Raw genomic sequence first — 12,718 nt, forward strand, 5'->3', positions numbered from 1 at the left:
TAAAGACTATCGTTTGCTTCATTGGTTGTTATTATCAATAAAAAAAGAAAATGACCATAATACGTTCACCATTATGCTTCCCACAATTAATCAATTCATCATTAAATATAGCACGACTATTTATCCATTAAGAGAAAAACAGCTTTATTCAACGATTAATAAAATAATAGGAACAATTGATGATATAGTCAAAAACATAATTGACAATTCAATAAATACTGACGAATCAAATAATTTAATCACATTATTATCAATATTAGATACAACGATTGATAAATCATTTAATGCTAATACCGATAATTTATACTTAACAATTAATAAACTAAATATACATATAAAAAGAATATCATCAGAAAAAAAAGAAGGGAGTATTTCCTCATCTCCTTTAATTAATAATGAGGCTATCAAATCAATCGCATCCGTTTCTTTTTCTATCGATCTCATTACAAATGAGCGCGATGCAAATAAAGCATTTCGACATTTGCAGGATATTGCCCGTAACTTATCAAAATTTTGGCTTACTCAACGAATTAACAACGAAAAAGCCTATCAACTAAACCGTACATTAACATGGCTACACATCATCCAACTCCCGGCGAGTAACGATGAAAAAATAACCATGTTAAAACCGATCCCACAAACACGACTTCAATATTTCATCAAATTGAAGAATGAATCTGATCACGAAACATTATTACTTGAAATAGAAGAAAGCTTGTCAAAGTCGCCTTTTTGGATAGATGGACACCTTATCGCTTGGGAGAGCTTAATCTCATTAAACCATCCAGAAGCAGCTCAAATCATTCTCGACCAAATGGCATTATTAGTTAAAAAGATCCCTGAAATTATCACATTAAAATTTGATGATGGAACTGAATTTGCGAGTAATAGTGCAAAAAACTGGATCGCAGAACATTGCACCTCAGCAGCATCATCTCAAATAACAGCAAATACTTACAATGAAATAAGTGATGGCACAGATTGGGAAGACGCTTTACAAGCTGCACAATCTGTTCTCACTACCGACAATTTATCAGATGCGATTCTTCCTTTAATTACTGGACACAACCAATGCCGTTCAGACAGAGAAGTTTTCTTTTGGAAGTTTTCACAAGCCAAATTGTTATATCAAGCTCATAAATTTGACTTAGTTTGTGCCTTAACAAGTTGGTTAGATTCTCGCTACTCTCACTCAATCTTAATTCATTGGGATCCAGTACTAGAAGAGCGGTTATTAGAGTTATGGCTTTCATCTCAAAACAAGCTACCCAATAAAGAACAAGACACTCATTTAATGAATACATTACGAGAAAGACTCTGTTGCTTAAATCCAATGCGAGTTCTTAATTTTTAAATCTTAGGAGACATCATGTCAAAAGACGGATCTGTAGCGCCAAAAGAGCGCATAAATGTGACATTTAAACCATCGTCAGGTGATGCAGCGGAGGCACTTGAACTTCCTCTAAAAATGATGGTACTAGGTGATTTTACACTGCAGCAAGATGATCGAAAATTGGAAGATCGTAAGCCTCTCAACATTGATAAAAATAACTTCAATGATGTGATAGAAAAACAAAATTTAAACATTGAATTTGGCGTAAAGAATCGCCTTCAAGATGATGAAAATAAAGAGATCCCCGTCAACCTTTCATTCAAGAACATGACTGATTTTGACCCTAGCAGTATCGTAGAGCAAGTCCCTGAGCTAAAAGGATTAATGGATTTACGAGAGGCACTTGTGTCCCTAAAAGGCCCATTGGGTAATGTTCCTTCATTTAGAAAAGCAATTGAAGATGCGTTAGTCAATGACGAGGCTCGTGAAAAGCTATTAAGTGAATTAGGTTTAGTGACGGAAAAGGAATAACCAATGTCTGAAACAAGCACAGCCCAAGAAATACAAAAAGAAACAACGATAGGTCTCCTTGATCAAATCGTTGCTCAAACTAATTTAACACCAGAGGATGAAACCTATGGTATTGCTAAACGTGGCGTCAGCGCATTTATTCAAGAGCTATTGAAACCTCATAATCAATCTGAGCCGGTAAAAAAAGCATTAATCGACAAAATGATCACAGAAATTGATCAGCGCTTGAGTACTCAGGTTGATGAAATATTACATCACTCTTCATTTCAACAGCTTGAATCAGCTTGGAGAGGACTTAAGTTATTAGTAGATCGCACCGATTTTCGAGAGAACACAAAAATTGAAATAATAAACATCTCTAAAAAAGATCTACTCGAAGATTTTGAAGATGCTTCTGACATCACTCAATCCGGTTTATACAAACATGTCTATACGAATGAATTTGGTACATTTGGTGGTCAACCTGTCGGTGCTATTATTGGTAATTATGATTTTGGCCCTTCAGCACCCGATATTAAAAATCTACAAAATGTGGCGGCTGTAGCGGCGATGGCTCACGCCCCTTTTATTTCAGCGGCGGGTCCTAAATTTTTTGGATTAGATTCTTTTGAAGGATTGCCTGATCTCAAAGATCTTAATGATCATTTCGAAAGCCCACAATATGCAAAATGGCAGAGTTTTAGAGATCAAGAAGACGCCCGTTACGTTGGGTTAACCTTACCACGTTTTTTACTTCGTCAACCTTATGATCCTGAAGAAAACCCAGTAAAAACATTTAACTACCATGAGAATGTATCTGTAACTCATGAAGATTACCTATGGGGTAATACCGCGTTTACTATGGCCTCTCGAGTCACAGAAAGCTTTGCTAATTTCCGTTGGTGTCCAAATATTATCGGCCCTCAATCTGGTGGCACTGTTGAAGACCTTCCATTGCATCATTTTGAAAGCATGGGAGATATCGAAACAAAAATACCCACTGAAGTTTTAGTGTCTGATCGCCGTGAATTCGAACTAGCAGAAGAAGGATTTATCGCCTTAACCATGCGCAAAGGCTCAGATAATGCTGCTTTTTTCTCTGCTAATTCGGTTCAAAAAGCCAAATTATTTGGTAATTCTGAAGAAGGAAAAAGTGCAGAGCTAAATTACAGATTGGGAACTCAACTCCCTTACTTATTTATTATTAGCCGCTTAGCACATTACATCAAAGTACTACAACGAGAACAAATTGGCAGCTGGAAAGAGCGTACCGATCTTGAAAGAGAATTGAATACGTGGATAAGACAATACATTGCTGATCAAGAAAATCCACCAGCCGAAGTGAGAAGCCGTCGTCCATTACGCGCCGCAAGCATTGAAGTTATCGATGTTGAAGGAAACCCTGGTTGGTACAAAGTAAATTTATCCGTTCGTCCTCATTTTAAATATATGGGTTCTGATTTTACTTTGTCACTCGTTGGTAAATTAGATCAAGAATAACGAAATCGTGCGCCTTGTGCTTATTAATGACAATAAACACAAGGCAATATTAACGTGACATCATTCATTTAAGGAAGAAAGAGAAAGTAATGCTTAAACAACGATTATTTGAACGTTTATTGGCCGGGAATGTATCGATGAATACGTCGGTATCAGTAATGACATTAACGGAATCCATTAAAAATCACGTCACTCAATTACTCTCAACAAGGCAAGGTGACGCAAAAATTCGCCCCGATTTAGGTTTACCAGATTTGAATATCTCACACATGACGCCTCATGATGCGATTCTGCACATTAAAAGAGAAGTAGAACGTGTCATCTCACAGTACGAAACTCGAGTTATCAATACCAAAGTTAATTATTTAGGTAATATAAACAGCCCTATACATCTTTATTTTGAAATCAATGGTGATATTTTATTAAATAACCAACTAACGCCTATCTCTTTTAATACTTACGCTCAAAAAGTTAATACAAAGCCTTATAGCTATGAAATTCAAGGCCTAGCATGAGTTTTAATACCTATTATCAAACAGAGTTAGCGGCACTGAGAGAGCTTGGGAAATCATTTTCAGAAGAGAACCCCGCCCTAGCTCCTTTTCTTGGACAAGAAGGGTTAGATCCAGATATTGAACGCTTATTTGAAGGTTTCGCTTTCTTAGTCGGTCGATTACATCAACGTCTTGATAATCAATTACCTGAGTTAACGCATTCATTAATGCGATTACTTTGGCCTAACTATGTTCAAGCCATTCCCGCAATGAGTACATTGCAATTTACACCGAATGCAGAAGCGACTCAATGCTCAACTATTCCCCGAGGAACTAAAGTAAAAAGTCAGTTAATTGATGGGGTTCATTGTCAGTTCAAAACCTGTTATGACGTTGAGTTGTATCCCATTAGCTTACATTCGTCTTCCTTTACCGCTAATGGAAATGGCGGGATCTATCAACTACGATTAGAATTACCGACAGGTATTGAGTTGCATTCTTTAAATATGAATAAATTAAAAATTCATTTTAATGGAGATAAAGCCAGTAGCCTTTCATTAATCATGGCACTTTGCTCGTCAACTACTCAAGCCGAATTTTGTGCATTAGATAGCGATAATGAGTTAATTAATCGTTCTACCTTTCCAACCAAGAGTATCAAATCCGGTGGTTTTTCACCGCAAGAAGCATTATACGATTATCCATTAAACACATTTGAAGGATACCGTCATATTCAAGAATTCTTTTGCTATCCAGAAAAATATTACTACATTGACTTAACTGAACTTCCAGTATGGCCAGCTCAGTTTAGTCAAGGATGTAAGTTCATCGATATCAAATTTACCTTAGCTCACATTACTCAACAGCCTTTTTATGCTACTCGAATACAACCCGCTCTTTTTTGCACACCCATTGTTAATTTATTCACAGCGGACACTCAACCGATTTTATTAAGTCATAGAAAAGATCAATATAAAGTAACCCCATCCTCTTTAAGTGACAGCAGCAGTACTATTTTATCCGTTGAAGAAGTACATGGGTGGACCCCTGGACAAAAAGGTCGTATTAACTTCTATCATTTTGAATCTTTTGAACATAATGATACAAATAAACACGCCAACTACTACAGCATCAAACAAGAAAAAAATATTGTTAATGGTCACTTTGATACGTACTTATCTTTTCGTTCATTAAATACATTTTCAAATAACATTACGGTATCGATTGGCGTTACTGCATGCAATGGACAACTTGCACAACGCTTATCCGTCGGCAGTATTACTCATGCAACGGAACAGACGACAGGATCAGCAACCTTTTCAAATATTCGCGCAGTCACGCCTTGTTATACTCCGCCAATTGAAAAGGATGGACTCTGGTCTTTGATCTCTAATATGTCTCTCAATTACCTCTCATTAACAAAGCCAGAAGCATTTAAACGCATTTTACTTGCCTATGATTTTGCAGGGCAACAGGACGACTCTAAAGGGAAAAAACATCGTCGATTAATTGATGGTATCAAACACATCACAACAAAACCTTGCGATATGCTTTATGAAGGTGCGCCTGTTCGAGCAATGAATACCCAATTATCACTTAACAGTAAGCACTTTTTATGTGAAGGCGAACTCTACTTGTTTTCATCCGTAATTAATGAATTTTTATCGTTATACACCAGTATGAACTCATTCAATAAACTCAATGTGACAAGTACTTATGGAGGCGACTATTCATGGCAACCACGAATGGGGCAACAACCTCTAATTTAAATCCAATGTCAAAAAATAAAACGATTGATATAAAGATAGAATACATTGGACAACTGTCGCTAATGAAAGCCTTAGATCACGTTTGTCATCAACTTATTCAATACCATCCTTGGTCTTATGATGAAGCTTATGATCGTATTCAATTCATCGCAAATCCATCGCAAGGCTTTGCACCAAGAGAGATACAAACCGTGACCGTACTCATGCAGGACGATGGTTTACCAAAAGTACTCTTAACGCTTAATATGCTATCGCTGATTGGGGCTTCGTCACCTCTGCCTCATTATTATAATGATTATTTACAACAAGATGAAAACAACATCATCAAACCATTTTTAGATATTTTCCACCACCGATTACATCGACTTATCCGTGGTGTCTGGCAAAAATACCGCTACAACGCTGCTTTTCGCAAAGGTGCTAATGACCCTTTTTCTCAGCATATTTTTGCATTATTGGGATTAAAAAGTGAAGAACTACGCGATGATGATTCAATCAATTGGTCTCGATTATTCCCATACTTAGGGTTACTCAGCCAACGAGTTCGATCAGCAAATACCATCGAAGGTCTACTTCGTTATTACTTTCAACACCCAAATATACACATTGAAGAGTGCATTCTACGCCATTGTAAAATTCCGAATCAGCAGCAATGCACATTAGGAAATACAAACTCCTCACTCGGAGGCGATGTTGTTCTTGGTGACAGCACGCCAGATCGTGCAAACAAATTTAGAATTCATATAACTGAATTAACTTGGGATCATTTTCATTCATTTTTAACCAATAAACCAAACTGGATCACATTAAATCGCTTAGTTCGATTCACGGTAAAAGATCCGCTAGATTTCGATATTCAACTTCATTTAAAAAACGATGAACCCCGCCCATTAACGCTATCAGAAAGTAATGAATGCTGTCTGGGTTGGACAAGTTGGCTCGGCTCAAAACCAAATGAAGGACGTATAACACTTTCAGGGAAGACATTATGATTAACGTAGAATTACCACAATTAATAAAAACATTAGATAAAGAGTCACACCTTGCTCTTGAGCAAGCCGCTCAACTTTGTGTCACTCGCGGTGGTCATGAAGTTCTATGTGAAGATTTTATTTTAGCCGCACTAAATAACCCTCAAAGCTTTTGGAATAAAGCCTGTATTCAATATGAGGTATCAATTGAAAATTTAATCGAAGCTTTGCAACATGGTCGTCGAAGTCGCTCCTCTGAAAGCAATAACCCTGTTATCTCTACTGCGCTTATTGAATGGCTTCAAGAAAGTTATTTATACTCAATGTTAGAAATGAAACTCTCTGAAATACTCTCAGCTAACTTACTGTTAACCCTACTCGCACACCCTAATAAATATGGCCATACTCCTTATTATCGTGCATTAAGTGTGATTCCTTTAACTGATTTAAAGCAACAAGTCGAAGGCTTAATTAATTCGGTTACTGAAAATAAAACAGCCAACCATGAACATCAAGATGCACTTAGCGCCTATACCACAAATTACACACAATTAGCAAAAGACAACAAGATTGATCCCGTTCTTTGTCGTGACAGTGAAATCCGCCAAATGATTGATATTTTGGCTCGTCGCCGTAAAAACAATCCAATGATTGTTGGTGAAGCGGGTGTAGGAAAAACGGCATTAGTTGAAGGTCTTGCAATAAAAATAGCGCAAGGCGAAGTCCCTGACATTTTAGAAAATGTCTCATTACTTTCTCTTGATCTTGGTTTATTACAAGCAGGTGCAAGCATTAAAGGCGAATTTGAACGTCGTCTAAATTTAGTAATCAAAGCGGTACAGCAAAGCCCTACCCCTATTATTTTATTTATTGATGAAGCCCATACGCTTATTGGCGCTGGTGGACAAGCAGGAAGTAACGATGCAGCCAATTTATTAAAACCCGCCTTAGCACGTGGAGAATTAAGAACTATTGGCGCAACAACGTGGTCTGAATACAAAAAATACATCGAAAAAGACCCGGCTTTAGCTCGTCGTTTCCAACCGATAAAAGTCGACGAACCGACCGTTTCTCAAGCTATTACGATTCTAAGAGGGTTGGCTGATAAATACGAAGAGAGCCATGGTGTCTATGTGAGAGATGATGCCATTGTTGCCGCCGCTGAATTATCAGCGCGTTATATTACAGGTCGACAATTACCAGACAAAGCCATTGATCTGCTCGATACCGCCTGTGCACGTGTAAAAATAAACCTTAAAGCCAAACCTCAGTCTTTAGAAGCGTTATTTCATACTATTGCGATTACTCAACGAGAATTAAATTGCGTACTTAGAGACAAACAAGCCGGTATTCATATTGATGAAAAACACATATATGACCTTGAGAATAAACTGAAAGAAACACAGATCAAAGCACAATACCTTGAGCAGGATTGGCTTAATCAAAAAGAATTAGCTGAAGCCTTATTAACATCTCGTATTAATGTCGCTCAATGTGATGATAGCGAAGAATGTGAACAACTTCTGAGTGCCCAAAAAGAGATCTATCATGCACTAATGAAAGCTCAATCAAGCCAAGTCTTAGTTAATTATGAAACCTGCCCATCACTTGTTGCTGAAGTAATTTCTCACTGGACCGGAATACCAATGAGTACCTTACTGCGTGGACAATCGTCTCAAGTATTAACACTTCATACCCAATTAAAACAACAGATCAAAGGCCAAGATCAAGCCATTGTTGCCTTACAGAAAGCAATTCAAGCCACGGCAGCAGGACTTAATAATCCCAATGCACCCACAGGCGTTTTCTTATTTGTAGGTCCAAGCGGTGTAGGAAAAACACAAACAGCACTAGCGATTGCTGATTTGATGTATGGCGGAGAACAATTTCTTACCACGATAAACATGTCCGAATTTCAAGAAAAACATACCGTTTCTCGATTGATCGGCTCACCTCCAGGCTACGTCGGCTATGGTGAAGGAGGCATTCTAACCGAAGCCGTACGCCAACGCCCTTATTCTGTCGTACTGTTAGATGAAGTTGAAAAAGCAGATCCTGAAGTCATGAACTTGTTCTATCAAGTCTTTGATAAAGGGGTGGTAAATGATGGTGAAGGTCGAGAAATAAATTTTAAACAAACCTTAATTATCATGACCTCAAATCTTTCCTCTGAACACATCGAGTCATTATGTAATCAAGACGAGTTACCTTCAGTAGAATCACTCACTAAAGCCATTCGTCCAATTCTGAATCAATATTTTAAGCCCGCGTTAGTTGCTCGTATGAATATCGTTCCTTTTTATCCACTGGATTTAGAGAGCATGGAAGCGCTTGTTGATATTCGTATGCAACAATTAAGTCAACAATTACAAAAGCAGCGTATAACCCTCTACTACGATGCTCATATTATTAGCCATATAGCCAAAAGCTGCACGCTAACAGAAACCGGGGCTCGTAATATTGATGCCATTATTAATGGTCAGCTTAAACCTGCATTTTCATCTCAAATACTATTGGCTCTTGCTCAAAAAGAACCTTTAAAAGCAATCTCAGTGAATATTGATGAGGATGGACAAGTATATTGTCAATTTGAACAGCACGGTACAGGTGAGGAAGAAGTATGCCTGCCAAATTGATGAATATAAATCCGGTTAAAGACGATAACCTAATGAAGGTAACTCAATGTTGGCTTCAAGGGATAATTAAGCACAGTAAAGCGACCAAAGTGATTTGCTTTCTTTCTCAAACCTCTGGAGTGGAATTAATAAAAATAGCAGAAGGATGCAGTAATGACATTCAAACTTGTTTTTCAGAGCCGGTATCAAGAGGTCGAGATCAGAAAAAAAAGACAATAAGTACTGAATATAATCAATTTAATACACTGACCTTATGCATGAGTGAAGGACGTAATTTTAATCTTCACTTTAGTCAATGTAGCGATGAAATCAAAAACATTATCTTTACCCCATCAGAGCATTATGAATTAACAGATGGAGAAGTAGAGTTTATGCCATTAATTAATTCTAAAAAATGTGTTTCTGGCGTACTCGTTTTCTATTTCTCAGATTTTATTACGTACAAACAAAGCGATCGACAAACAATACAAACATTAAATTCTCTCGCAATCGATCGTGTCGCGTTAACGAGTAAACATCAACAAGAATTATTAGAAACAAGAATAGACAGTCCCTCACACACACAGTGCATTCCTGCTAATTTTAATATTATTGGCAACAGTAATGCGATGCGTGAAGTTCGACTCAATATATCTAAAGCACTCCATATTAACCGTAACATACTCGTCACTGGGGACACTGGCAGTGGCAAAGAATTAATAGCAAAAGCCATTCACCAATTTGGCAATCGTCGTAATGAACCTTATGTAGTACAGAACTGTGCCTCTATTCCTGAACATCTGTTAGAAAGTGAATTATTTGGTTATGAAAAAGGGGCGTTTACTGGCGCTGACCGTAATTATATAGGCCTAATACGTTCGGCAGACAAAGGCATTCTATTTCTTGACGAAATAGGCGACATGCCCAGCTCATTGCAAGCCAAATTATTACGAGTTTTAGAAGAAAAAAAAGTTCGCCCTTTAGGATCAACAACAATTTATGACATTGATGTCAAAGTCATCGCAGCAACACACCAAGCATTAATGAAAAAAATTGAACACGGTGAATTTCGACAAGACCTTTATTTTAGGTTAGCTCAATTCCCCATCGTATTGCCGCAACTCAAAGAAAGAACAGGCGATATATCATTGCTCGCTCACTTCTTTGTTGCGCAATATGCCATAGAACAAAATCAACCGACACCAGAACTCAGTGATGGTTTTCTTGATTCATTACAAACGTATCCATTTCCTGGAAACGTTAGGGAGTTAAAGAACATTATAGAACGTTGCTGTATAGAAGATCCCCACGCGCGACGACTAAATAAATCCATTCTTTTACGTGTTCTGAATGAATTCACCGTAATATCACCCATCGTACATTCATCAAATGACTCACTATTAACAGGCAGTCTATCCACTCAAATAGAACAATTTGAGAAAACGGTGCTCGTTCAATATTTAGAGAAACATCAGGGTCATCTACAAACCATTGCGAACCGATTAGAGCTATCAAAAGGCTCTTTAGATTATCGTCTACGCAAATTTAATTTATCTGCCAAGGAATGGAGATTCTAAGCATGTTATTACGTTTATCATTATTCACCACGATTTTAATGCTTAGTGCATGCAGTAACTATGATGATTACCGACCTGTTGGTAATCCGGCACCACAAGAACAAACAACTCTCGTTTCAGAGGAGAAATAAAATGGAACTCGCCTTTGATATTATTCAATCACAAGATTTACCTATCGATACCCTACCTACTTTTACCTTTAAAAAAGCAGGAGGCACCATTGGCCGTAGTCCCAATTCAGATTGGTATATCGCAGACAATAAACGCCAACTGTCGAATGTTCACGTATCCATAAGTTATGAAAATGACCAATTTTTCATTTCAGACAGTAGCACAAACGGAACTTATCTTGATGGGCAAGAGGCTTCACTAAACAACGGAGAATTGCACCCTGTTTCTCATGGTGATATTTACGAATTAGGTTTAATAAAAATTCGAGCTCGCTTGTTACAAGACCCAGAGAATTATATTTCACCAAGCCAAAACTCGCTTGATTCTTCCTCAAATGATGAACAATCTGTCTTTGATATGATCCCTGACGACAGTTTTTTAAGCAATGCGCCTATCGAAGAATTACTTAACACCGATGAAGACATTATTTTAAAACAAGTCGAAGATGCGGTACCCCCTCAATCTCAAATGGACGATACCTTACTTAAAGAACAATTCATTTCTCCCGTTTTATATGATGACTTTGATGAAGGAAATAATGCGACGTCTTATACCGGAGAAGAACAAATAATAGAAGACCACATTTTTTCTACTCAAACTAGATCTACGGATAACCCAATACCAGAATCTAAAGAAAAAACGATAGAAAAAGAGAATAATGCCGAACAATCTCAAGCCTATTTAGTCGCGTTATCAAAAGGCCTAGGGATTGAATTAACCAATCTAGAAGATCCAGAGCAAACATTATTTGATATTGGTAGCGCATTAAGAAGTTCGATCAATGGCATTCAACAGCTTTTACGAACCCGAACTGAAATTAAAAATAAGCTCACCGCGAATGCCACCACGATTCAGGCTCAGGGAAATAACCCCATTAAGTTCAGCCATGATGTCAATGATGCCCTTAATGTCATTATTCACCATAAACCCGGTTATTTACAGGGGATTGAAGCCATAAACCAAAGCTGTAAAGACATACAAGCCAACCAACTCGCCATTCATGATGCTTGCCAACATACCTTGGATGCACTCATAGAAAAGCTATCACCGCAGACATTAACATATCGGTTTGTACAGGATGGTATTCAAACAAAATTTACAAAACCAGACGCGTTGTACTGGCAAGCCTATAAGAAACTGCATGAGCAAATAAGTCATGATTCTGATTGGAGAAATGCCTTACTAGAACAAGACTTTGCGAAACAATACGAATCTCAACTGCAAATGTTATCTGCCGCTTTACGCGTGTAAACACAACTAATGATAATTAAAGGAATACATTCATGAAATCGTTGTTCGCTTTATTGACGATATTAATGTTCAGTGGCTGTAGCAATACGCCTGAACCAACCTACGTTGCATTAACCCTTAATGCTTCGGCAAATCTTAACCCTGATCATGTTGATCGTCCATCACCACTCGTTATCAGGATCATTGAACTGTCATCAATCACAAGTCTTGAGAATGCCGAATTCTTTGATTTATACAACAATGCAAAAGCCAATTTAGGTCCTGATTTTATTGCAGAAGAAGAAATAATCTTACGTCCCGGCGATAAAAAGATCATCAAACTAAAATTAAGTGAAAAAGGACAATACCTTGCTGTTATTGGCGCTTATCAAAATATTGAAAGTGCCGATTGGCGTTATATTTATACCGTTGAACCAGAAGAAGCTCAGAAAATAGAATTGATAGCGACGGATACCTCTATTGTAAAGCTGGAACGCGTAAAGAAAAAAAACACAACCCCAGCTAATAACCCCCACATTTAGAGGACA

The 12,718-nt window shown here is 37.6% G+C and carries 11 protein-coding genes; all 11 read left to right on the top strand.

Annotated elements, in window-relative coordinates; genetic code table 11:
- A partial coding sequence (gene tssA / locus AACV33_RS10190) for a type VI secretion system protein TssA (RefSeq protein ID WP_182700166.1) occupies positions 1–1,354 on the top strand: 1,354 nt, incomplete at its 5' end.
- Between the two features lie 15 nt (positions 1,355–1,369).
- The gene (tssB, locus tag AACV33_RS10195; protein WP_017020643.1) at positions 1,370–1,864 is read left to right on the top strand and encodes a type VI secretion system contractile sheath small subunit; all 495 of its coding nucleotides are present in this window, start codon (positions 1,370–1,372) and stop codon (positions 1,862–1,864) included.
- A gap of 3 nt (positions 1,865–1,867) precedes the next feature.
- Positions 1,868–3,343, top strand: coding sequence for a type VI secretion system contractile sheath large subunit (gene tssC / locus AACV33_RS10200; protein WP_017020644.1), 1,476 nt, complete (start codon positions 1,868–1,870; stop codon positions 3,341–3,343).
- A gap of 89 nt (positions 3,344–3,432) precedes the next feature.
- A complete protein-coding gene (gene tssE / locus AACV33_RS10205) occupies positions 3,433–3,858 on the top strand; it encodes a type VI secretion system baseplate subunit TssE (protein WP_017020645.1) in 426 nt (141 codons plus the stop codon).
- Positions 3,855–5,606: a type VI secretion system baseplate subunit TssF gene (gene tssF / locus AACV33_RS10210; protein WP_182700167.1), complete on the top strand. Its 1,752-nt coding sequence runs from the start codon at positions 3,855–3,857 to the stop codon at positions 5,604–5,606. Before tssE ends, tssF begins: the two co-directional genes overlap by 4 nt.
- Positions 5,570–6,598, top strand: coding sequence for a type VI secretion system baseplate subunit TssG (gene tssG, locus AACV33_RS10215; protein WP_017020647.1), 1,029 nt, complete (start codon positions 5,570–5,572; stop codon positions 6,596–6,598). The genes tssF and tssG overlap by 37 nt, the downstream gene beginning before the upstream one ends.
- A complete protein-coding gene (gene tssH, locus AACV33_RS10220) occupies positions 6,595–9,213 on the top strand; it encodes a type VI secretion system ATPase TssH (protein ID WP_182700168.1) in 2,619 nt (872 codons plus the stop codon). Before tssG ends, tssH begins: the two co-directional genes overlap by 4 nt.
- Positions 9,198–10,769, top strand: a complete 1,572-nt coding sequence (locus AACV33_RS10225; RefSeq protein ID WP_182700169.1) for a sigma-54 interaction domain-containing protein — start codon at positions 9,198–9,200, stop codon at positions 10,767–10,769. Before tssH ends, AACV33_RS10225 begins: the two co-directional genes overlap by 16 nt.
- Positions 10,770–10,771: 2 nt before the next feature.
- Positions 10,772–10,900, top strand: coding sequence for a hypothetical protein (locus tag AACV33_RS10230; protein ID WP_023604607.1), 129 nt, complete (start codon positions 10,772–10,774; stop codon positions 10,898–10,900).
- Position 10,901: 1 nt separating this feature from the next.
- Positions 10,902–12,191, top strand: coding sequence for a type VI secretion system-associated FHA domain protein TagH (gene tagH / locus AACV33_RS10235; protein ID WP_182700170.1), 1,290 nt, complete (start codon positions 10,902–10,904; stop codon positions 12,189–12,191).
- A 32-nt stretch (positions 12,192–12,223) separates the two neighbouring features.
- Positions 12,224–12,712 carry a type VI secretion system lipoprotein TssJ gene (tssJ, locus tag AACV33_RS10240; protein WP_023604605.1) on the top strand — a complete coding sequence of 163 codons (489 nt, stop codon included), beginning with the start codon at positions 12,224–12,226 and terminating at the stop codon, positions 12,710–12,712.
- The last annotated feature ends 6 nt before the right edge of the window (positions 12,713–12,718 follow it).

The sequence above is a fragment of the Aliivibrio sp. SR45-2 genome, from assembly GCF_963890165.1.
Taxonomy (GTDB): domain Bacteria; phylum Pseudomonadota; class Gammaproteobacteria; order Enterobacterales; family Vibrionaceae; genus Aliivibrio; species Aliivibrio salmonicida.

Excerpts from the sequence above, each read along its gene's own strand:
- tssB (WP_017020643.1), top strand. The coding sequence starts at position 1,370 with ATGTCAAAAGACGGATCTGTAGCGCCAAAAGAGCGCATAAATGTGACA.
- tssC (WP_017020644.1), top strand. The coding sequence starts at position 1,868 with ATGTCTGAAACAAGCACAGCCCAAGAAATACAAAAAGAAACAACGATA.
- tssE (WP_017020645.1), top strand. The coding sequence starts at position 3,433 with ATGCTTAAACAACGATTATTTGAACGTTTATTGGCCGGGAATGTATCG.
- tssF (WP_182700167.1), top strand. The coding sequence starts at position 3,855 with ATGAGTTTTAATACCTATTATCAAACAGAGTTAGCGGCACTGAGAGAG.
- tssG (WP_017020647.1), top strand. The coding sequence starts at position 5,570 with ATGGCAACCACGAATGGGGCAACAACCTCTAATTTAAATCCAATGTCA.
- tssH (WP_182700168.1), top strand. The coding sequence starts at position 6,595 with ATGATTAACGTAGAATTACCACAATTAATAAAAACATTAGATAAAGAG.
- AACV33_RS10225 (WP_182700169.1), top strand. The coding sequence starts at position 9,198 with ATGCCTGCCAAATTGATGAATATAAATCCGGTTAAAGACGATAACCTA.
- AACV33_RS10230 (WP_023604607.1), top strand. The coding sequence starts at position 10,772 with ATGTTATTACGTTTATCATTATTCACCACGATTTTAATGCTTAGTGCA.
- tagH (WP_182700170.1), top strand. The coding sequence starts at position 10,902 with ATGGAACTCGCCTTTGATATTATTCAATCACAAGATTTACCTATCGAT.
- tssJ (WP_023604605.1), top strand. The coding sequence starts at position 12,224 with ATGAAATCGTTGTTCGCTTTATTGACGATATTAATGTTCAGTGGCTGT.